The organism is Aeribacillus sp. FSL K6-1121 (genome assembly GCF_038003725.1).
Taxonomy (GTDB): Bacteria; Bacillota; Bacilli; order Bacillales; family Aeribacillaceae; genus Aeribacillus; species Aeribacillus composti.
Window position 1 is genome coordinate 457445 of the sequence record NZ_JBBOPS010000001.1, and the last position, 21184, is coordinate 478628.

At 38.7% G+C, this 21184-nt stretch carries 22 protein-coding genes, 1 pseudogene and 1 other annotated feature; of the genes and pseudogenes, 20 read left to right on the top strand and 3 right to left on the bottom strand.

What is annotated here, in order from left to right; all coding sequences use genetic code 11:
* Nucleotides 1-20 precede the first annotated feature (20 nt).
* From NSQ61_RS02270 to NSQ61_RS02335, 14 genes are all read left to right on the top strand, one after another.
* A complete protein-coding gene (locus tag NSQ61_RS02270) occupies nucleotides 21-419 on the top strand; it encodes a cytidine deaminase (protein WP_063388045.1) in 399 nt (132 codons plus the stop codon).
* Nucleotides 412-1317, top strand: coding sequence for a GTPase Era (gene era, locus NSQ61_RS02275; RefSeq protein ID WP_063388046.1), 906 nt, complete (start codon nucleotides 412-414; stop codon nucleotides 1315-1317). The genes NSQ61_RS02270 and era overlap by 8 nt, the downstream gene beginning before the upstream one ends.
* Before the next feature lie 112 nt (nucleotides 1318-1429).
* Nucleotides 1430-1570, top strand: a complete 141-nt coding sequence (locus NSQ61_RS02280) for a YqzL family protein (protein WP_065095532.1) — start codon at nucleotides 1430-1432, stop codon at nucleotides 1568-1570.
* Nucleotides 1571-1600: 30 nt separating this feature from the next.
* Nucleotides 1601-2353, top strand: a complete 753-nt coding sequence (recO, locus tag NSQ61_RS02285) for a DNA repair protein RecO (RefSeq protein WP_066247548.1) — start codon at nucleotides 1601-1603, stop codon at nucleotides 2351-2353.
* Between the two features lie 117 nt (nucleotides 2354-2470).
* Nucleotides 2471-2644: a binding site (T-box leader), on the top strand.
* A 69-nt stretch (nucleotides 2645-2713) separates the two neighbouring features.
* Entirely contained in the window at nucleotides 2714-3604 is an 891-nt protein-coding gene (gene glyQ, locus NSQ61_RS02290; RefSeq protein WP_063388048.1) for a glycine--tRNA ligase subunit alpha, read from the top strand.
* A complete protein-coding gene (glyS, locus tag NSQ61_RS02295; RefSeq protein ID WP_311066331.1) occupies nucleotides 3597-5660 on the top strand; it encodes a glycine--tRNA ligase subunit beta in 2064 nt (687 codons plus the stop codon). The genes glyQ and glyS overlap by 8 nt, the downstream gene beginning before the upstream one ends.
* A gap of 125 nt (nucleotides 5661-5785) precedes the next feature.
* Nucleotides 5786-6424, top strand: a complete 639-nt coding sequence (locus tag NSQ61_RS02300) for a helix-turn-helix transcriptional regulator (RefSeq protein ID WP_094246231.1) — start codon at nucleotides 5786-5788, stop codon at nucleotides 6422-6424.
* A gap of 15 nt (nucleotides 6425-6439) precedes the next feature.
* Nucleotides 6440-7249, top strand: coding sequence for a pyruvate, water dikinase regulatory protein (locus NSQ61_RS02305; RefSeq protein ID WP_063388051.1), 810 nt, complete (start codon nucleotides 6440-6442; stop codon nucleotides 7247-7249).
* 260 nt (nucleotides 7250-7509) lie between these two features.
* Nucleotides 7510-7998 (top strand): YaiI/YqxD family protein, encoded by a 489-nt coding sequence (locus NSQ61_RS02310; RefSeq protein ID WP_340808028.1) that lies wholly within the window; start codon nucleotides 7510-7512, stop codon nucleotides 7996-7998.
* A gap of 24 nt (nucleotides 7999-8022) precedes the next feature.
* Complete coding sequence (dnaG, locus tag NSQ61_RS02315) at nucleotides 8023-9819, top strand: DNA primase (protein WP_094246229.1); 1797 nt, start codon at nucleotides 8023-8025, stop codon at nucleotides 9817-9819.
* A 32-nt stretch (nucleotides 9820-9851) separates the two neighbouring features.
* On the top strand, nucleotides 9852-10979 hold the full coding sequence (rpoD, locus tag NSQ61_RS02320) for an RNA polymerase sigma factor RpoD (protein ID WP_063388054.1): 1128 nt from the start codon (nucleotides 9852-9854) through the stop codon (nucleotides 10977-10979).
* 322 nt (nucleotides 10980-11301) lie between these two features.
* Entirely contained in the window at nucleotides 11302-11667 is a 366-nt protein-coding gene (gene cccA, locus NSQ61_RS02325) for a cytochrome c550 (protein WP_063388055.1), read from the top strand.
* A gap of 89 nt (nucleotides 11668-11756) precedes the next feature.
* Nucleotides 11757-12467, top strand: coding sequence for a tRNA (adenine(22)-N(1))-methyltransferase (locus tag NSQ61_RS02330; RefSeq protein ID WP_340805791.1), 711 nt, complete (start codon nucleotides 11757-11759; stop codon nucleotides 12465-12467).
* Nucleotides 12468-13589, top strand: a complete 1122-nt coding sequence (locus NSQ61_RS02335; protein ID WP_340805793.1) for a Nif3-like dinuclear metal center hexameric protein — start codon at nucleotides 12468-12470, stop codon at nucleotides 13587-13589.
* A 62-nt stretch (nucleotides 13590-13651) separates the two neighbouring features.
* Here NSQ61_RS02335 and NSQ61_RS02340 read toward each other — a convergent pair whose 3' ends face one another.
* Nucleotides 13652-14599: a 4-hydroxy-3-methylbut-2-enyl diphosphate reductase gene (locus NSQ61_RS02340; protein WP_327848020.1), complete on the bottom strand. Its 948-nt coding sequence runs from the start codon at nucleotides 14597-14599 to the stop codon at nucleotides 13652-13654.
* Nucleotides 14600-14703: 104 nt separating this feature from the next.
* Nucleotides 14704-15219 (bottom strand): annotated as a pseudogene (vrrA, locus tag NSQ61_RS02345) (VrrA/YqfQ family protein); the annotation flags it as partial.
* Nucleotides 15220-15342: 123 nt separating this feature from the next.
* Here vrrA and NSQ61_RS02350 point away from each other — a divergent pair.
* Nucleotides 15343-16644: a DEAD/DEAH box helicase gene (locus NSQ61_RS02350; RefSeq protein ID WP_144596775.1), complete on the top strand. Its 1302-nt coding sequence runs from the start codon at nucleotides 15343-15345 to the stop codon at nucleotides 16642-16644.
* 23 nt (nucleotides 16645-16667) lie between these two features.
* On the top strand, nucleotides 16668-17561 hold the full coding sequence (locus NSQ61_RS02355; RefSeq protein WP_066247561.1) for a deoxyribonuclease IV: 894 nt from the start codon (nucleotides 16668-16670) through the stop codon (nucleotides 17559-17561).
* Between the two features lie 38 nt (nucleotides 17562-17599).
* Here the strand turns inward: NSQ61_RS02355 and NSQ61_RS02360 are convergent, their stop codons facing one another.
* Nucleotides 17600-17866 (bottom strand): DUF2624 domain-containing protein, encoded by a 267-nt coding sequence (locus NSQ61_RS02360; RefSeq protein ID WP_063388062.1) that lies wholly within the window; start codon nucleotides 17864-17866, stop codon nucleotides 17600-17602.
* 146 nt (nucleotides 17867-18012) lie between these two features.
* Between NSQ61_RS02360 and NSQ61_RS02365 the strand changes: the two genes are divergently transcribed.
* From NSQ61_RS02365 to NSQ61_RS02380, 4 genes are all read left to right on the top strand, one after another.
* Nucleotides 18013-18894, top strand: a complete 882-nt coding sequence (locus NSQ61_RS02365; RefSeq protein ID WP_063388063.1) for a YitT family protein — start codon at nucleotides 18013-18015, stop codon at nucleotides 18892-18894.
* 114 nt (nucleotides 18895-19008) lie between these two features.
* Nucleotides 19009-19767: a metal ABC transporter ATP-binding protein gene (locus tag NSQ61_RS02370; protein WP_311066328.1), complete on the top strand. Its 759-nt coding sequence runs from the start codon at nucleotides 19009-19011 to the stop codon at nucleotides 19765-19767.
* 15 nt (nucleotides 19768-19782) lie between these two features.
* Entirely contained in the window at nucleotides 19783-20622 is an 840-nt protein-coding gene (locus NSQ61_RS02375) for a metal ABC transporter permease (protein WP_063388065.1), read from the top strand.
* Nucleotides 20619-21041: a Fur family transcriptional regulator gene (locus tag NSQ61_RS02380; protein WP_063388066.1), complete on the top strand. Its 423-nt coding sequence runs from the start codon at nucleotides 20619-20621 to the stop codon at nucleotides 21039-21041. Before NSQ61_RS02375 ends, NSQ61_RS02380 begins: the two co-directional genes overlap by 4 nt.
* Nucleotides 21042-21184 lie beyond the last annotated feature (143 nt).

Here is a 21184-nt window from a genome sequence, read left to right on the forward strand (position 1 = left end):
TAAACGAAAGGAAGGAAGCTATGGACTCCCATCAACTAATTGAAGAAGCAAAAAGAGCAAGAGAATTTGCTTATGCACCTTACTCTCGATTTAAAGTAGGTGCAGCACTTCTGACAAAGGATGGAAAAGTATACAAAGGATGCAATATTGAAAACGCAGCTTATTCCATGTGCAATTGTGCCGAGCGCACTGCTATATATAAAGCGGTTTCAGAAGGTGAAAATGAATTCGCAGCTATTGCCATAGTTGCGGATACAAAGCGCCCTGTATCGCCGTGCGGCGCTTGCAGGCAAGTCATAGCAGAGCTCTGTCCTAAAAATATGAAGGTGATTTTGGCGAATCTTAACGGAGACTATAACGAGCTAACAGTTGAACAACTATTACCAGAAGCATTTACATCGGAGGATTTACATGAATAAGACAAAATTTAAATCAGGATTTGTATCAATCATCGGCCGTCCGAATGTCGGCAAATCGACTTTTATTAACCGTGTAATCGGTCAAAAAATTGCGATTATGAGCGATAAACCTCAAACAACGAGAAACAAAATACAAGGGGTTTATACGACGGAAAACTCACAAATTATTTTTATCGACACTCCCGGTATTCATAAACCAAAGCATAAATTGGGCGATTTTATGATGAAAGTCGCTCAAAATACGCTCAAAGAAGTGGATCTAATTCTGTTTATGATTAATGCTGAAGAAGGATTAGGCCGCGGTGATGAATATATCATGGAACGATTGAAGGAAACCGATACTCCTGTATTTTTAGTTGTCAATAAAATCGATCGGGTTCATCCTGATGATTTATTGCCGCTTATTGACCAATACAGGGAAAAGTTCGAGTTTCAGGAAATTGTTCCAATTTCTGCCCTGCAAGGAAACAACATTGAAACGTTGCTAGGGCAAATTGAAGCGTATTTGCCGGAAGGTCCGCAATATTATCCTAGTGATCAGGTGACAGATCACCCGGAACGTTTTATCATTTCTGAACTAGTTCGCGAAAAAGTATTGCATTTGACAAGAGAAGAGATCCCGCATTCTGTCGCAGTTGTTGTTGATTCTATTGAAAAAAGAGAAAACCATGCAGTATATATAGCTGCAACAATTGTTGTGGAACGCAACTCTCAAAAAGGTATTATCATTGGGAAGCAAGGAAGAATGTTGAAAGAAATTGGGAAAAGGGCAAGGGTTGACATTGAAAACTTGCTCGGATCAAAAGTCTTTTTAGAGCTGTGGGTCAAAGTGCAAAAAGATTGGAGAAATCGCCTGTCGCAATTGCGAGATTTTGGATTTAGGGAAGACGAATATTAATTGACTTGAAGGAAGTTAGAAATATTTTCAAAACATGAAAATGAGTCAAAAAGGCTATGATAACAATGAATTGGATATAGCTTAGGAACAACGACAGAAAGGTGGGGACAATATGTTAGATTTTACCTGGAAAGTATTCACGTTTACAGGTAATATTGACACATATCTCCTTTTTAAAGAGCTTGAAAAGGAGCGAACGAAAGATTGTCAAATGAAGGAAGAAGAGCGGACTGAGGTTGATCTCCCTGTTTAGTAGTGCTGTATCCAATAGGATGGTGGAGAAATGCTTGTAAAGACGGAAGGAATTGTCATTCGTACAACGGAATATGGTGAGACCAATAAAGTTGTTACAATATATACAAGGGAGTTTGGGAAAGTTGGTGTAATGGCACGGGGCGCAAATAAACCGAACAGCCGCCTCGCAGCTGTTACCCAACTTTTTACGTATGGAAATTTTTTGTATCATCAATCTTCTGGATTGGGCAATTTAAGCCAAGGAGAAATCATTTCCGCTTTTAGAGAGATTAAGGAAAATATTTTTTTGACTGCATATGCTTCATATATTGTAGAGCTCCTTGATAAAGGAACAGATGAAAAAGACAGAAACCCTTTTTTGTTTGAGCTCTTATTTCAAACACTTCATCTGCTGAATGAAGAAAAGGATGCGGAAATTTTGACCAATATATTTGAAATAAAGATGCTCAACGTTCTCGGTTTATATCCCGAATTAAACAAATGTGCAGTAAGCGGCGAAACAAACGGACCGTTTCATTTTTCATTAAAAGAAAACGGATTGATTTGCAGCCGCTGTTTTGAAAAAGATCCTTACAGGCTCAATATTTCTCAGAAGACAGTGAAGCTGTTGCGGCTGTTTTATTCTATTGACTTAAACCGCATTGGTCAAATATCCGTCTCCGCTGAGACAAAAAAAGAACTGAGATTTGTTCTTGATCAATATTATCAGGAATATGCAGGTTTATCGCTGAAATCGAAAAAATTTTTAAATCAGCTTGACAGTTTAAAAGAAATGTTGTAAACCATATACATGGATGTGAAACCTTTCAAATGAAGGATTTATCCCCCCCTCATGCTGTTAGAAAAAGCGATTTAATGTCATGTAATGAGCGGAAATGATACGTGTCAAATTGAATAATAAAATGCGATGAAGGAAAAGAGTACCTGCAATCTTCATAGAAAGCGACCTTAGGATGGTGCGAGCTAAGGTATGAGGATGCAGGGAACGGCGTTCCAGAGCAATAACGGTTTACGAGAGGCTGAAACGTTTTTCAGCAAATAGGGTGGAACCGCGGGTCATCCCGTCCCTATGCAACTTTGTTGCATTAGGGACGGTTTTTATTTTGTTCGAACATAACTTAATTGTGGAGGTGCATGATGAATGAACATTCAAGAAATGATTTTGACGCTGCAAAAGCATTGGGCCGATCATGGATGTATTTTGATGCAGGCATATGATGTAGAAAAAGGTGCCGGAACCATGAGCCCATACACATTTCTTCGCTCCATCGGGCCAGAACCGTGGAATGTTGCTTACGTGGAGCCGTCAAGAAGACCTGCTGACGGAAGGTATGGGGAAAATCCGAACCGCCTTTATCAACACCATCAATTCCAAGTCATTATGAAGCCGTCTCCGAAAAACATACAAGAAATTTATTTAGATTCATTAAAGGCTCTTGGAATTGATCCGCTTGAACATGACATCCGCTTTGTGGAAGATAACTGGGAAAATCCTTCTCTCGGCTGCGCAGGGCTTGGCTGGGAAGTTTGGCTTGACGGAATGGAAATTACTCAATTCACGTATTTTCAGCAGGTCGGAGGACTGGAATGCAAACCGATTTCTGTTGAAATAACTTATGGAATAGAGCGTTTGGCGTCTTATATTCAAGAAAAAGAAAATGTATTTGACCTTGAATGGACAAACGGATTTACATACCGGGACATTTTTTATCAGCCTGAATATGAGCATTCCAAGTATACGTTCGAAACATCCGATACAAACATGCTATTTGAACTGTTTAATACGTATGAAAAAGAAGCGCACAGACAGATGGAATTAGGTCTCGTTCATCCAGCGTACGACTACGTTTTAAAATGCTCGCACACATTTAATTTGCTTGACGCAAAAGGAGCTATTTCTGTTACAGAACGAACCGGATATATTGGCAGAGTGAGAAAGCTGGCAAGAAAAGTTGCCAAAACGTTTTATGAAGAACGGGAAAAACTCGGTTTTCCAATGCTGAAAAACAAGGGGGCCGAAAATCATGAATAAACGGGATTTACTTATCGAAATCGGGCTTGAAGAAATGCCTGCCGGCGTCATCCTGTCTTCGATTGATCAGCTGGCTGACAAAGTAGGAGCTTGGCTGGATGAACATCGCATTTCTTACGCCAAAATAAAAAAATATTCAACTCCTAGACGTCTTGCCGTCCTTGTAGAGGATGTAAATGAAAAACAGGAAGATTTGCTTGGCGAAGCAAAAGGACCGGCAAAAAAGATTGCGGTTGATGAGAATGGAAATTGGACAAAAGCAGCGTTAGGCTTTGCACGGAGCCAAGGAGCTTCCACAAACGACATATCCTTTAAAGAAGTAAACGGTGTTGAGTACGCTTTTGTTCAAACATTTCAAAAAGGGAAAGAAACGAAAGAACTGCTCCCAGGGTTAGAAGAGATTATTCAAACCATCCATTTTCCGAAAAATATGCGTTGGGGAAATTGGAATCTTCGCTATATCCGTCCGATCCAATGGTTAGTTGTCTTATTTGGACAAGACATCATTCCGTTTTCCATTACCGATGTTCCGACAGGAAATGTTACGTATGGCCATCGCTTTTTAGGAACGAAAGCGGAAATTTCCACTCCACGCGATTATGAAAATACTTTGTTGAACCAGTTTGTTGTCGCCGATTATGAAAAACGAAAACAAATGATCATTCAACAGCTGGAGGAACTGGAAAGAAAGGAAAACTGGATCATCCCTGTTGATGAAGATTTGCTCGAGGAAGTTACAAACTTGGTGGAATATCCGACCGCCCTGTACGGTTCATTCGAAGACCAGTTTTTAACATTGCCTGAAGAAGTGTTAGTGACGACGATGAAGGAGCATCAGCGATATTTTCCTGTCAAAAATAAAGATGGAAAGCTGCTTCCGTTTTTTGTTACCGTAAAAAACGGGAATGATCAAAACATTGAAACGATTGCCAAGGGGAATGAAAAGGTCCTTCGGGCAAGACTTTCCGATGCAAATTTCTTTTACGAAGAAGACAAAAAGCTTGCCATCGATACCGCACTGGAGAAGCTTGAAAAAATTGTTTTTCATGAAGAACTGGGTTCCATCGGTGACAAGGTTCGCCGAATTGTAAAATTATCAGAAAAGCTTAGCGAAAAGCTTGAATGCTCCAATGAGGAGAAAGCTTATATTAAACGGACTGCTTCCATTTGCAAATTTGACATTGTTACGCAAATGGTTTATGAATTTCCAGAGCTTCAAGGAATTATGGGAGAAAAATACGCTCTTTTAAAGGGTGAACAGGAAGAGGTTGCAAAAGGAATAAATGAGCATTATATGCCGCGGCATGCTTCCGACAAGACGCCTGAAACGTCGAGCGGAGCCATTGTAGGGCTTGCGGACAAGCTGGATACAATTGCAGGATTTTTTTCGATCGGTTTGATTCCAACTGGCTCACAAGATCCGTATGCATTAAGAAGACAAGCAAGCGGCATTGTTCAAATTCTTCGAGCCAAACAATGGCGGCTTGAATTGGAGGAATTGTTCGACCTTGCTATAAATGTATATGGTTTAGAAAATAAAGACAATTTGAGAAAAGAATTGCTGTCGTTCTTCCAAATGAGAGTCAAATTTGCGCTTCATGAAGAAAATGTCCGCCATGATATAATTGAATCGGTATTACAATCCAATTACCATGAAGTTAATGCATATTTCGAGCGGGCTGCCGTTCTGTCAGAAGAAAGCCAAAAGGGTGACTTTAAAGAAGTAATTGAATCGCTGTCTCGTGTTGTCAACATCTCGTCTAAGGGCCAAGAGGGCAATATTAAAGAAGAGCTGTTCGAGAAGGAAGAAGAAAAAACATTGTATCAAGCGTATTTACGGCTTGAAGAAAATTTTGTAAAATTGCAAAAAGAGGGTAATTTTAAAGAAGCATTTTTGGAAATGAAAGCTTTAAAGCCGGTGATTGATCGTTATTTTGATAATATTATGGTAATGGCAGAGGATGAGTCGGTTAAACAAAACAGGCTGTCCCAAATGGTACAATTAACAAAAATAATCACATCTTTTGCCAAAGTGAATGAAATTATCGTAAAATAAATGCAAATGGACGATTATCCCGAGGATAATCGTCTTTCCTTTCGCCGTAATGAGCAATAGAAAACCTTTTCAAAATATTGAAATCATATATAATATTTTTATAATGCAGCCTCTTTTTCAAGGTGGTGAGGACAATAGAGCTTAATAAACGGCAAGAACAAATATTGCAAATCGTTAAGGAGCATGGGCCAATTACAGGTGAGCATATTGCAGATCGTTTAAACTTGACAAGAGCTACGCTAAGACCTGATTTAGCAATTTTAACAATGGCTGGATACCTTGACGCAAGGCCGCGAGTCGGCTATTTTTATACAGGGAAATCAGGCGCCAATTTGCTTGCAGAGAAATTAAAAAAGCTCCAAGTAAAAGATTTTCAGTCGATCCCAGTCGTTGTCAACGATAATGTTTCTGTTTATGATGCAATTTGTACAATGTTTTTGGAAGATGTCGGGACATTATTTGTGGTAGATAATCAATCGTTGCTAGTGGGAGTGCTGTCGAGAAAAGATCTCCTCCGGGCAAGCATCGGCAAACAGGAATTAACCCAAATCCCCGTCAATATTATTATGACTAGAATGCCAAATATAACCGTATGCAAAAAGGAAGATCTTATTATTGATGTAGCAAGGATTTTAATTGAAAAGCAAATCGATGCACTGCCCGTTGTAAAAGAAGTGGACGGCGGATTTGAAGTGATAGGAAGAATTACGAAAACAAACATTACAAAAATATTGGTAAGATTAGTTGATGACGATATTATGTAAGAATGGGGGATCCGAATGAATAATCGTACGATCTATATTGTTTCAGACTCAGTCGGGGAAACGGCAGATCTCGTTGTAAAAGCAGCTATCAGTCAATTTAACGGCTCTCAATATGAAACGAATGTGAAAAGGGTGCCTTATGTGGAGGATGCAAATACAATCAAAGAAGTTGTCGCATTGGCGAAAATGGATAATGCGATCATTTGCTTCACAATCGTTGTCCCCGAACTTAGGAATCTTCTTATTCAAGAAGCGGAAAAAGAAGGTGTGATCTACCACGATATCATTGGTCCTTTAATTGATAAAATGGAAACGTCATATGGAATAAAAGCGAAGTATGAGCCCGGAAGAGTTCGGAAGCTTGATGAAGACTATTTCAAAAAAGTAGAAGCAATTGAGTTTGCTGTTAAATATGATGACGGCCGCGATCCGAGAGGAATTTTGAAAGCCGATATTGTTTTGATCGGTGTATCGCGGACTTCCAAAACGCCTTTGTCGCAATATTTGGCGCTAAAACGATTAAAAGTAGCTAATGTTCCTATTGTTCCCGAAGTAGAACCCCCTGAAGAACTTTTTAAAGTTTCCAAAGAGAAATGCGTCGGTCTAAAAATCAGTCCGGAAAAGCTGAATTATATCCGAAAGGAAAGATTAAAGCAGCTCGGGCTTAATGATCAGGCTATATATGCCAATATAGACAGAATTAAAGAAGAATTAGCTTATTTTGAAAAAATTGTTCAAAAAATCGGCTGTCCAGTTATAGATGTATCGAACAAAGCAGTTGAAGAAACAGCCAATCATATCCAAAATTTATTCTTAAAAAAATAACATGTGATAAAACCTGCTTATTCCGATCTTAAGAATATAGTAGGTTTTTTTCATGGTGAAAGATAAAATGATGGAATAATGCAGTGTATTGTATTATAATAAAAAATTGTGATAAAATTATGCTTTTTAGGTTTAGACTAAAAAAAATACGAATAAACTATTTACAGGAAGATGTCAAGGGGGTTGGAGAAAGAAAATTCGACAAATCACTTTTTGTAAAAAGTTTAAATTGCAGGCAGGATTCTTTGAGGTGATGAAGAATAGAGAAATATGATGGGAAAAATATCACTATTTTTGTCGATGCTGATGCATGCCCCGTCAAAGAAGAAATTGCATCAGTCGCAAAAAAATATAAAATCCCGGTTTGTTTCATTGCATCATATGCTCATGTAGGTAAAAAGGATGACGGGAATAGCTGGGTATTTGTCGATCAAGAAAAGGAATCTGTCGACTTATACATTTTTAACAACTCAAAAAAACATGACATCATCATTACACAAGATATCGGACTAGCCGGTATGCTGCTTAAGAAATGCACACATGTTCTCTCTCCAAGAGGAATGCTGTTTACAGAAGATACAATCGACTCTGTTCTCCATCTCCGGTATATTTCGGCAAGGGAAAGAAGAAACGGCAATTATATCAAAGGGCCAAAAAAATTCCAAGATAAAGATCGTCATCATTTTATCACAGCATTTGAAAAAATATTGTCGAATTATGCAGGAAATTTTAAAATTCATATTGAATAAATTTTAAGGCACGGAGTTGTTCATATGGGGAAAATGCTTCCCGAGGAATTTATAGAAAAAGTACAACATGCTGTAGATATAGTAGATGTTGTGAGTGAATATGTTCAATTAAAGAAGCAGGGTCGAAACTTTTTTGGACTATGTCCTTTTCACGGCGAAAATACACCTTCATTTTCTGTTTCACCTGAAAAACAAATTTTCCACTGCTTTGGCTGCGGTTCTGGCGGAAATGTTTTTACCTTTCTCATGCAAATTGAAGGATGCAGCTTTACAGAAGCTGTACAAATGACAGCAAAAAAAGCTGGTTTGGACATTCCAGGGGGCTCGGCACTTTCTCAAGAATCGACATACCCAAACAACAGCGAAGCAGAGAAAATGATAAAAGTGCATGAACTGCTGAAAAAAATGTACCATCATTTATTACTAAATACAAAAGAAGGGCAAAACGCGTTAAATTATTTGCTTCATCGGGGTTTTACGAAAGAATTAATCGATCAATTTGAGATTGGCTACGCTTTAGATTCTTGGGACTTTTCTTTAAAATATTTGCTGAAAAAAGGTTTTGAACTTCCGTTATTAGAAAAAACAGGATTAATTATCCGAAGCGAATCTAACGGTTCTTTTTTTGATCGGTTTCGCAATCGGATCATGTTTCCGGTTAAAGATGCACAAGGCCGTACAGTCGCTTTTTCCGGAAGGTCGCTAGGAAACAAACAGCCAAAATATTTAAACAGCCCTGAGACAAAAATATTTAACAAAGGACGGATTCTTTATAATTTCCACCAAGCAAGACCTTTCATTAGACGAAAACAGGAAGCGGTGTTGTTTGAAGGGTTTGCGGATGTTATATCGTCCGTTCATGCAGGAATCGAGCATAGTGTAGCAACAATGGGAACAGCGCTGACGGAAGAACAGGTCAAGCTCTTAGCCAGAAGCGGAGGAACAGTTGTCATTTGCTACGATTCCGATTCCGCTGGAATTGAAGCTGCCTTCAGAGCTTCTAAATTGCTTGTTGAAGCAGGATGTAATGTAAGGATTGCTAAAATGCCTGAAGGGTTAGACCCTGATGACTACATTCGGACATACGGAAAGGAAAAATTCAAAAACGATGTAATAGGGGCAAGTCTCTCATTAATGGCATTTAAGATGGAATATTTTCGAAAGGGGAAAAATCTCCAGGATGAAGGGGACCGAGCGAGATACATTCAAGAAGTGCTTAACGAATTAAGCGGCCTTCCGAGCGGGATCGAACAAGAGCTGTATATCACGCAGCTTTCTGAAGAATTTTCCGTATCAAAAGAAACGTTAATGGCAGAGCTTCGGAATATAAATAAGCGGAAAAGAAGAAGACCAGAAAAAACGAGTCTCAAGACTGATGCATTACAACGGAATGCACTGATGCCTGCTTATCAAAAGGCAGAACGCCTTCTAATTGCTCATATGTTGAAAAGCAGGGAAGTGGCAGAAAAGGTTCTTCATGCGATTGGTGGAAATTTTAACGTGGAGGAGCATCGGGCTATTTCATCCTATTTATACGCTTATTATGAGGAAGGGAACGATCCGGACATAAGCCACTTTTTGACGAAGCTCAAAGATCCTTCATTAAGCCGAATTGTATCGGAAATTGCCATGATGACAATTGGCGAACAATTGACTGAGCAAGAGCTTCAAGACTATGTAAAACATATCTTGAACCATCAAAAAATGCTCATCCTAAAGGAAAAGGAAGCTGAGAAGAAAGAGGCTGAAAAACGAAAAGATTATGTAAAAGCTGCCGAAATTGCAATGGAAGTAATTCAGCTGAAAAAAGGATTAATGTGAAAGCTTGTATAACTCTGGAAGGAGGGGATCCAATGGCTGAAAAACAAGCCCATTCAAAAGATTTAGAAGCTGATGGAACTGTTGAGGAAGTGAAAAATCAGCTTATTCAATTAGGAAAGAAACGCGGAGTATTAACATATGAAGAAATTGCTGAGAAAATGGCAAATTTCGATATTGATTCAGATCAAATGGATGAGTTTTATGAATACGTTAATGAGCAAGGAATCGAATTAATTAGCGAAAACGAAGATGTTGATTCCAATTTGCCGGATTTAGACAAAGAAGATGAAGAAGAATTTGATCTAAATGATCTTAGTGTACCGCCGGGTGTGAAAATAAATGATCCGGTTCGAATGTATTTAAAAGAAATCGGCCGGGTTGATCTCTTATCGGCTGATGAAGAAATCGAACTTGCCAAGCGTATTGAACAAGGGGACGAAGAAGCGAAAAGAAGGCTTGCAGAAGCCAACCTGCGCCTAGTCGTCAGCATTGCAAAACGCTACGTCGGCCGCGGAATGCTCTTCCTCGATCTCATACAGGAAGGCAACATGGGGCTGATGAAAGCTGTTGAAAAATTTGATTATCGAAAAGGATACAAATTCAGCACATATGCAACATGGTGGATTCGCCAGGCAATTACACGGGCAATTGCAGATCAGGCGAGAACGATCCGCATCCCTGTCCATATGGTTGAGACAATCAATAAGTTAATTCGAGTCCAACGCCAATTGCTTCAAGATTTGGGTCGTGAACCGACACCAGAAGAGATCGCTGAAGATATGGATTTGACTCCAGAAAAAGTTAGAGAAATCTTAAAAATTGCCCAAGAACCTGTATCATTAGAAACACCGATTGGCGAAGAAGACGATTCGCACTTAGGTGATTTTATTGAAGACCAAGAGGCTACTTCTCCATCAGAGCATGCTGCATATGAATTATTAAAGGAGCAGCTTGAAGATGTTCTCGATACCCTTACAGACAGGGAGGAAAACGTTCTGCGCCTTCGTTTTGGACTGGACGATGGAAGAACTCGGACTCTGGAAGAAGTAGGAAAAGTTTTCGGTGTCACTCGAGAACGCATTCGGCAAATTGAAGCGAAGGCTCTGCGAAAATTGCGCCATCCAAGCCGAAGCAAGCGGCTGAAAGACTTTTTGGAATAAAAATAAAAATGTTTTTTTCTTTCCTTGGGCAGACTTATTCGTCTGCCTTCCCTTCAATATATGTAAACGCTAACAACAATAACTATTTGTACTATATTTTACTGAATCTTCTTTCATTTTGCAAATGACATTTGTTGAAAAAACATAAGAACTTTTTAAATTGTTTTTTTGTCTAATTCGTGAACATCACAAGGAACTTATATAGAAAGACTTTTCCTTCAAAGAAAATTCAAGTACAATAGAGATTGTTTAGGTTAGTTTCAGCTCGTCCATGTTGAGCGAAAAAAGCAAATGTACGGTTATACATAAGGGAGGTTACAAAATGAATCGTAATCCGCTTATTCCATTTGCATTAATCATTGTGTTTGGAATTGGACTAATGGTTGCATTTTCTTTCATCGGACTGGATAATATGAAAGAGATGGCTGAAGAAAAAGAGGGGGGCGGACAAAAAACGGAAGACGTCGCTAATGCAAAGCCGGAGGATATATTCAAGCAAAGCTGTGCAAGCTGCCACGGTCAAAACTTTGAAGGCGGAGCAGGTCCTTCATTAAAAGGTGTTGGCGACAAATTGTCAGTTGATGAAATTAAAGAAACAATTAAAAACGGCCGCGGTGCGATGCCTGGCGGGCTAGTACCTGAAGAAAAGCTTGATGAAATGGCCGAATGGGTTTCTAAAATTAAATAATAAAAAACATATTGGTTGAAAAGTCTTCCTTTTGGGGGACTTTTTTCGTATTTTCATGTTTACCAAATTGGAATAAAGGGTGAAATAAATTGAACAGTGTCCAACTTTCAAAAAGACTGTCGGCTGTGGCAGAATTTGTTCCGAATAATCAGGTGACAGCAGATATTGGATCAGATCATGCATATTTGCCATGTTATCTAGTGCTTGCCAAAAAAACAGTGAAAGCGATTGCCGGTGAAATCAATGAAGGCCCTTATCAAGCGGCAAAAAAGCAAGTGGAAAAAAACGGGCTCCAGCATGTAATTTCCGTTCGGAAAGGGGACGGATTGTCCGTATTACAAAAGGATGAGGCAACATGCATCACGATCGCTGGCATGGGCGGCTCGCTTATTAAAACGATTTTGGAGGAAGGAAAAGAGAAGCTCGGGAAGGTTGAACGGCTTGTACTTCAGCCGAATATTCATGCAATTGAAGTTCGAAAATGGCTGATTGACAATGGTTGGGAGCTCGAAGGAGAAACAATTCTAGAAGAGAGCGGAAAAATATATGAGGTGCTGTCCGCTAAGCGTGGAAATGCAATGAAACCGTATGAAGCTTTGCCATTTGAAGCAGCTTTGTTAATGGGTCCATTTTTGTTAAAAGAAAAGAACAACGTTTTTTTAAAAAAATGGAGACACGAGCTTTCTCATCGGAAGGACATTCTACGGCAGCTGGAGCAATCCAATGGAAATGAACAGCATATGCAAAAAAAAGAAGAAATAAAAAAGGTGATCGAGATCATTGAGGAGGTCATAAAATAAATGAAGAAAATCGCTAATGGCCAACATATTATTCAATTATTTGAACGGTTTTCTCCAAAGTATTATGCATTGGAAGGAGACAAGATCGGGCTGCAAATCGGCACATTAAACAAGCCTGTCCGAAAAATTATGGTCGCTCTGGATGTTTTGGAGGAAGTCGTTGATGAAGCAATCAATCAAAAGGTTGATTTAATTATCGCTCATCATCCTCCCATTTTTCATCCTTTAAAGCATATTAGAACAGATGATCCGGCAGGACGTATTATAGAAAAATGCATCAAGCATGAAATTGCCGTTTATGCGGCCCATACAAATTTGGACGTGGCTCCAGGCGGAGTGAATGATCTTTTGGCCGACCGCCTACAATTAGTGAATCAAAAAATACTTGTCCCGACTTACCAAGACCCATTAAAAAAGCTTGCTGTATTTGTACCAAAAGACTATGAGAAGGACGTTCGGGCGGCGCTTGGCAAAGCGGGTGCTGGATTTATCGGCAACTACAGTTATTGCACTTTTTCCTCGGCAGGAACAGGAACATTTTTACCTTTGGAAAATGCAAATCCTTTTATCGGAGATACTGGAAAGCTTGAAATGGTTGAAGAAGTCAAAATTGAAACGATCTTCCCGCAGTCAATCCAAAAGAAAGTCATTCAAGCGATGTTGAAGGCTCATCCTTATGAAGAAGTTGCTTATGACATCTATTCATTAGAAAACGAAGGGAAACAGCTTGGATTAGGGAAAATTGGAGAGCTTGAAAAAGAAATGACATTGAAGGAATTTGCAGAGCATGTTAAGAAAGCTTTAGAAGTGGAAAAAGTAAGAGTAGTAGGGGATTTACAGGCAACTATAAAAAAAGTAGCCGTTTTAGGCGGAGACGGAAATAAATACATTTATCAGGCAAAAATGAGAGGCGCAGATGTTTATGTAACTGGTGATGTATATTACCACACAGCTCACGATGCTATGATGCTCGGCTTACATGTAGTTGATCCAGGTCACAACATTGAAAAGGTGATGAAAGCGGGAGTGGCGGAAAAACTAACAAAGCTGTGTGCTGAAGAAAATCTGGAAGTAGAAATTATTCCTTCCCGCGTCCATACAGATCCGTTCAAGTTTCTATAATTAAATGGGGGATCAGTCCTTTTTAGCGGACCGATCCCCTTTAATCATTAAAAAGGTTTTGTCTATGATTTTTTGACTTTTACTTTTGGTAATATTTTTTCAAGAGGGACATTTGAAGTTAAATCCCATGTTTCTGGATTTTCTGGATCATAATTCTCCAAAAATCGAATGACCTCTTTGACAATCGGCGTTGGGGTTGATGCACCGGCTGTAACGGCAACTTTTTTAACGCCTTTAAGCCATTCCAGTTTGATTTCACTTACATTCGCCACACGATAAGCTTTCGTGCCCGCAATCTCTTCAGATACTTGCGCAAGCCGGTTTGAATTGTTGCTGCGCGGATCGCCGACGACAATGGTTAAATCAGCTTCTTTTGCTTGTTCGGCCACAGCTTCCTGGCGAACTTGTGTTGCGAGGCAAATTTCTTTATGAAACTCGACATGCGGATATTTTTCCTTCACTTTTTCCATTATATCAGCTACGTCCCATTGGCTCATTGTTGTTTGGTTCGTAACAATGATTTTGTCGTTGGAAATATCGAGCTCTTCAACATCGTTGACAGTCTCGACTAAATGAACGATATCCGGCGCTACACCTACTGCTCCTTCCGGTTCCGGATGCCCTTTTTTTCCAATATAAATGACGTCATACCCTTCTTCTTTTTTTTGTTTAATAAGTTCATGAGTTTTTGTGACGTCAGGGCATGTAGCATCGATCGTGACAAGCCCTTTTTCCTTCGCTATTTTGCGCACTTCTGGCGAAACGCCGTGAGCAGTGAAAATAACGGTTCCTTTATCGACTCTTTTCAAAATCTCAAGTCGATTTTTTCCGTCTAACGTAATAATCCCTTCTTTTTCAAAGGCATCTGTTACATGTTTATTATGAACGATCATTCCTAAAATATAGATCGGTCTAGGCAGTGATTTATCCATTGCTGCATTTTTGGCTATCACCATTGCATCAACAACACCATAGCAGTATCCTCGAGGGGAAATTTTAATAACCTCCATGTTTTTTCCTCCTGATATTTAGTAAAGGAAAATAAAAAAGCCGTCAAGCGGCTTGACTATCTAACATCATTATACCTAACATGGAGGAAGAAAACAAAACACAATTAAATATAAAGCTTAGGTTTTGATTCGCCCGACGTATTTTCATCTGAAGGGCTGTCATCGGCTGTCTGTTCCTTCAATCTTTTAGATGACGAATTTTCTTTTATATCATCTTCTTCGCTACTGTCTGTATCAGCATTTTTCAATTCTCTATAAATTTTGAACATTGCCGGGAGATTACGAATCAGAGGACCGTATTGCTGAACCATCGGTGTGACTTGCTGAGCGACACCGAGAACTTTTTGGACATTCGTCAACATGTTTGAAAGATTGGCAGGGTTTGTTAAACTTTGAACAGCACCGCTTGACGGTATACTTCCTGCATGCATTGTGCTCGATGGAAGAAAACGCGAAAAAAGCGATTGTAATCCTCCCCTAGGCGGAACCGGCCATTGCTGAACAGGTGGCTGCCCCCAAAAAGGATGGTAGCCTCCGCCAAAAAAAGGGCGGATCAATGGCTGCTGCCGGAAGGGAGGAAAAGCTCGATAAGGATGCATAAACTTTTCCCCTTTCTTTTGCTGTTTTACCTACATTAAACTATGCGGCGTTTTAGGAAAATGTTTTATTAAAATTGGAGTTTTTCCATTATATTGTTTATAATCAAAAAATGGGTTGATTGATTATGAAGGAGTTGTTTTGCAATGGCAGCTGACTTTAAAGATTTTCCATTTCAAGATTTTATTATAGATGCCGTTCAGTCGTTAGGTTTTAAAGAACCGACTGAAATTCAAGCACAAATGATCCCAATCATATTAAGAGGAGCAAGTGCCATCGGCCAATCACAAACAGGTACAGGCAAAACACATGCTTATTTGCTACCGTTAATCAACAGTATTTGCGGAGAGGAAAAGCGTGTTCAAGTTGTTGTTTTAGCACCGACGAGAGAGCTCGCGACTCAAATTTACGAAGAAGCGTTAAAAATCATAAAATTCGCCCCGCCGGAAAAAGAATTACATGCAAAACTTTTTATTGGCGGTACAGATAAAATGCGGGCGATCGAAAAGCTAAAAACTCAGCCCCATCTTGTGATCGGAACACCTGGCAGAATTCTTGATCTTGTCAAGGAAGGGGCGCTAGATTTATATTCGACCAAAAGCATAGTTGTGGATGAAGCCGATTTAATGCTTGATTTAGGCTTTATTTATGAGGTCGACCAAATAGCTAGCCGCATGAAAAAAGAACTGCAAATGCTTGTGTTTTCTGCCACCATTCCTGAAAAATTAAAGCCTTTTTTAAAAAAATATATGGAAAATCCTGAGTATGTTCATGTATCTCCAAAACAAGTACATGCCAAAAACATCACGCATGTTCTTGTTCCGCTGCGGCATCGAAACAAAATAGATCTTTTATACAATATGGTAGTTTCCTTAAACCCTTATTTAGCGTTAATTTTTGTGAATACAAAAGCGAATGCCCAAGATGTGGCATACGGTCTTGCCGAAAAGGGATTAAAGGTTGGGCAAATCCACGGCGGTCTTACCCCGCGTGAACGGAAAAAAGAAATGCGTCAAATAAAGGATCTTGCCTATCAAGTTGTAGTAGCAACTGATTTAGCTGCAAGAGGAATTGATATTGAAGGTGTTTCCCATGTAATCAATGCCGAGCTGCCGACTGATTTAGATTTTTATATTCACCGAACCGGAAGAACGGCTCGGGCTGGCTTTTCAGGATTTGCCTATACAATCTATGAAGACGATAACGAACAAATGCTGCAAAAGCTTGAAAAAATGGGGATAATCTTTGAAAATCGAGATATTGAAAACGGAATATGGAAAGCGCTCGATGACCGAAATCGCAGACAAAAAAGAAAAAAACAACCAATGGAAACAAACGCGATTATCGGAATCATCAAAAAGCCAAAATCGGTAAAACCAGGATACAAAAAAAAGATGAAAGAACAAATTGAAAAGCTAAAGAAAAAGCAAGCAAGAAAAAATAAATAAAAGGTTGTAAGGAGAGGAAAAACATGTTAAAAATTGGCTCGCATGTATCGATGAGCGGCAAGAAAATGTTGCTTGCGGCAAGTGAAGAGGCAGTTTCATACGGCGCTAATACGTTTATGATTTATACAGGAGCCCCGCAAAACACGAGAAGAAAAAAAATTGAAGATTTAAATATCGAAGCAGGTTTGGCGCATATGAAAGAGCATGGCATCGAAGAAATTGTCGTTCACGCACCATATATTATTAACATTGGCAATACAACAAATTTAGCGACCTTCCAGCTTGGCGTTGATTTTTTAAAATCGGAAATTGAACGCACGGAAGCAATCGGCGCAAAACAAATCGTGCTCCATCCGGGAGCTCACGTTGGAGCCGGTGCAGAAGCCGGAATCAAAAAAATTATTGAAGGTTTAAATGAAGTGCTGGAGAGGGGGCAAAAAGTGCAAATCGCCCTTGAAACGATGGCCGGCAAAGGTTCAGAATGCGGAAGAACGTTTGAGGAGCTTGCGATGATCATTGATGGTGTTACCTACAATGAACATTTGTCCGTTTGTTTCGACACTTGCCATACTCATGATGCCGGTTATGATATTGTCAATGATTTTGATGGGGTTTTAAATCAATTTGATAAAATCATCGGCATCGACCGTTTAAAAGTTGTTCATATAAACGACAGCAAAAATCCGCGCGGGGCCCAAAAAGACCGTCATGAAAATATCGGATTCGGCCACATAGGATTTAAAGCAATCAATTATATCGTCCACCATCCGCAATTAAAAGACTTGCCAAAAATTTTAGAAACTCCGTATGTCGGTGACGACAAAAAAAATAAAAAGCCGCCTTATAAATTTGAAATTGACATGCTGAAGAATAAGACGTTTGATGAAAATGTTTTGGAAAAAATAGCAAATCAATAAAAAAGGACAAGCTCCCTTTTTTAGGGAACTTGCCTTTTTTATTTCCAATTGCCATTGAAGAATTGCAAAAATAATTGATTTGCTTTTTTGGCTGTTTCCGGCGAAGTGATTTTGGCAATTTGTTTTAACAAAGCAATTCTTTCTTCTTCATGAAACACGTTGATTTTTTTTCCCTGTACGAGTTGAAGCAGCTGTTTTGCTTCGTTAATCGAAATGGATATATCATATTGCTTTGCATATGACACAAGTTCTTCAGGTTTTAAACTGTTAATTTTTTGTTGAATAATTTTTTCAAATAAAATCAAAGATCTCGCCTCCCCTCTTATTCGTATGAACAGAGGGGAAGATAGTTGCCTTTTTTTAAAAAAAATGGGTGGAGAAAATGACATAAATATCGTCTCAGCAAAATTTTTATAATACAATATGATTAAAAAAAAACTAGGAGGACGAGATGAGTAAAAAACATCATAAAAAAGAAAGCTTAAGACACATCATTTATCGATTGTTAATGATTGTGATTGGAGCTGTTCTGGCAGCCGTAAGCATCGAGCTGTTTTTAGTCCCAAATCATATGATTGATGGCGGTATCATCGGCATTTCGCTTATTTTAGACCACATATTTTCGAATCATATTAAAATCATCAATTTCGCAACATTAGTTATTGTGTTAAACCTTCCTTTTATGTATTCCGGTTATAAGCAGATTGGGAAGACATTTATGTTTTCGTCCATATTTGGCATCATTTGTTTGGCCATTGCGGAAAGGCTGGCCCATGATTTTGAGGCCTTTACAACAGAGCCTTTGTTAGCCACTGTATTTGGTGGTTTTTTGCTCGGTGCAGGAGTGGGACTTGTCATCCGACACGGAGGATCTCTGGACGGGACAGAAATTTTAGGAATTCTTTTAACGAAAAAAATTCCCTTTTCCGTTGGTGAAATCGTGATGTTTTTGAATATTTTCATTTTTGGAAGCGCAGCGTTTGTCTTCGGGATTGAGCAAGCCATGTATTCCATCTTTACATATTATATTGCCTTTAAAACAATTGATGCGGTTGTTCAAGGTCTTGATGAAACAAAGGCCGCCATCATTATATCTGATCATTACGATGAAGTGTCTGATGCTATATTGTCACGCTTAGGACGCGGAACGACAAAATTAAAGGGAAAAGGCGGATACACGGATACGGAAAAAGACGTCATTTATGCAGTTGTTACAAGGCTTGAAGTGGCAAAATTAAAATCGATTGTACATGAGATTGACCCGAACGCGTTTATTACCATTATGAATACACAAGAAACGAAGGGCGGAAAATTTAAATCTGCCATCCATTAATCAATACATTGAAGTAGAGGGAGAACACATTTTTCTTTACAAATGTGCTCTTCTCCTGTATACTTTAATGATAAAAATAAATCGTAATGATTCCTAATAAAATAGGTGAGAAGCATGGGGGAAAAAATAGTAGAAGTAAAGAACCTTTTTTTTCAATATGAGAGAAAATATGTGCTCGAAAATATCAATATTTCCATTGAAAAAGGAGCATTTTTAGGTTTAGTTGGGCCGAACGGCTCCGGAAAATCGACATTATTGAAATGTCTGCTCGGGCTTTTAAAGCCTCAGAAAGGGACGATTCATTTATTTGGTGAAAATATTCATCAATTTAACGATTGGCATAAAATTGGCTACGTTTCTCAAAAGGCAAACAGCTTTAACTCTTCGTTCCCAGCTACTGTTTTTGAAGTAGTAGCGAGCGGCTTGACTCCCAAACTCGGATTGTTTAAAAAAATGAAAAAAGCTGATCGGGAAAAGGTAATGGAAGCGATCCGGGCAGTTGGAATGGAAAAGGCAGTTCACCAAAATATTGGTGAGCTTTCAGGAGGACAGCAGCAACGGGTATTTATTGCTCGCGCACTTGTCAGTGAACCTAAATTATTGATTTTAGATGAACCAACTGTAGGTGTAGATAGTCAGACAGTCAATCATTTTTATCAGCTTTTGCATCATTTGAATAAAGAATTGGAAATCACACTAATACTTGTTACCCATGATATTGGAGCTATTACAGATAAAGTTACGCATGTTGCTTGCTTGAACAAACAACTTTATTTCCATGGAAATAAAGACGAATTTGAACGCCTGAAAGAAACGGAATTGACCTCATTGTACGGGCATCCAGTTCAGTTAATAACACATGATCATGAGTAGATGGAGGAAATGAAGATGTTTAGCAGTATTTTACAATTTGAGTTTTTGCAAAATGCATTTCTTTCAGGTATTTTAATCGGTTTTATCGCACCTCTTTTAGGTGTTTTTGTGGTGGTCAGACGATTATCACTAATTGCAGATGCACTGAGTCATGTGACCTTGGCTGGAATTGCGGGCGGTCTTTTTTTATCTTCAAAAATATCCTTCTTTTCTTCATTGAATCCAATTTATGTCGGAATGGGTTTTTCTGTTTTAGGCTCACTTGTGATTGAAAAGCTGCGAGCTTTTTATAAATTTTATGCGGAATTGGCCATTCCGATAATCATGTCGGCTGGGATCGGTTTTAGCGTTGTATTTATCTCTTTAGCAGATGGGTTTAATACAGATCTTTTTAATTACTTATTTGGAAGTGTTAGTGCGGTTTCCAGGACGGATTTATATATTATTACTGGTGTTGCAGCATTGGTTATTTTATTGATCGTATTGTTTTATAAAGAATTGTTTTTACTGTCGTTTGATGAAGAATATGCATCTGCTTTAGGGCTGCCGGCAAAAGGCTTGCATCTTTTGTTTATTTTAACAGTTGCCCTAGTGATAAGCGTTTCCATGAGAGTTGTTGGAATTTTGTTAGTTTCCTCGCTTATGACCCTTCCTGTTGCTGCAAGTATTAGAATAGCAACCGGTTTTAAAAAGACAATTTTTCTTTCCGTTATAATAGGAGAAGCTTCCGTTTTAATCGGTTTAGTATTATCTTATTATTTAGATATTGCTCCGGGAGGAACAATTGTCATTTTAGAGGTATTGGCTTTGATTTTTTCCATTATTTTGTCAAAAGCTAGGAGGGGCAAAATATGAATGTCGAACAAGCTTTACAATATTTAAAAGAAAAGGGATATAAATATACATCCAAAAGGAAAGAAATGCTTCAACTAATTGCCGATTCTGATAAATATTTGACAGCTAAAGATGTTTTGGAAAAAATGAATAAGCGCTATCCCGGTTTAAGTTTTGATACGATTTATCGGAATTTATCATTGTTTGCAGAGTTGGGTATATTGGAAACGACAGAGCTTTCAGGTGAAAAGCACTTTCGCTTTCATTGTGATTTAGGACATCATCACCACCATTTTATTTGTATGGAATGCGGAAAAACGAAAGAGATCGAATCATGCCCAATGAATACGATAGAGGAGTATTTGGACGGATATAAAATTAATGGACATAAATTTGAAATTTATGGGTTATGCCCGAATTGCCATGAACAAACCTTGTGAAATTTGATCACAAGGTTTGTTTTTTTATGGGAATTCATGATAAGAAGGGATGAACTCGAGTTTTGTCATTTCTTAAAAAAAGAATAAAATTTCACAAATAGTAAAAAAATAAAGGATCAACATATTGCTTCCCGTCCTCTGAT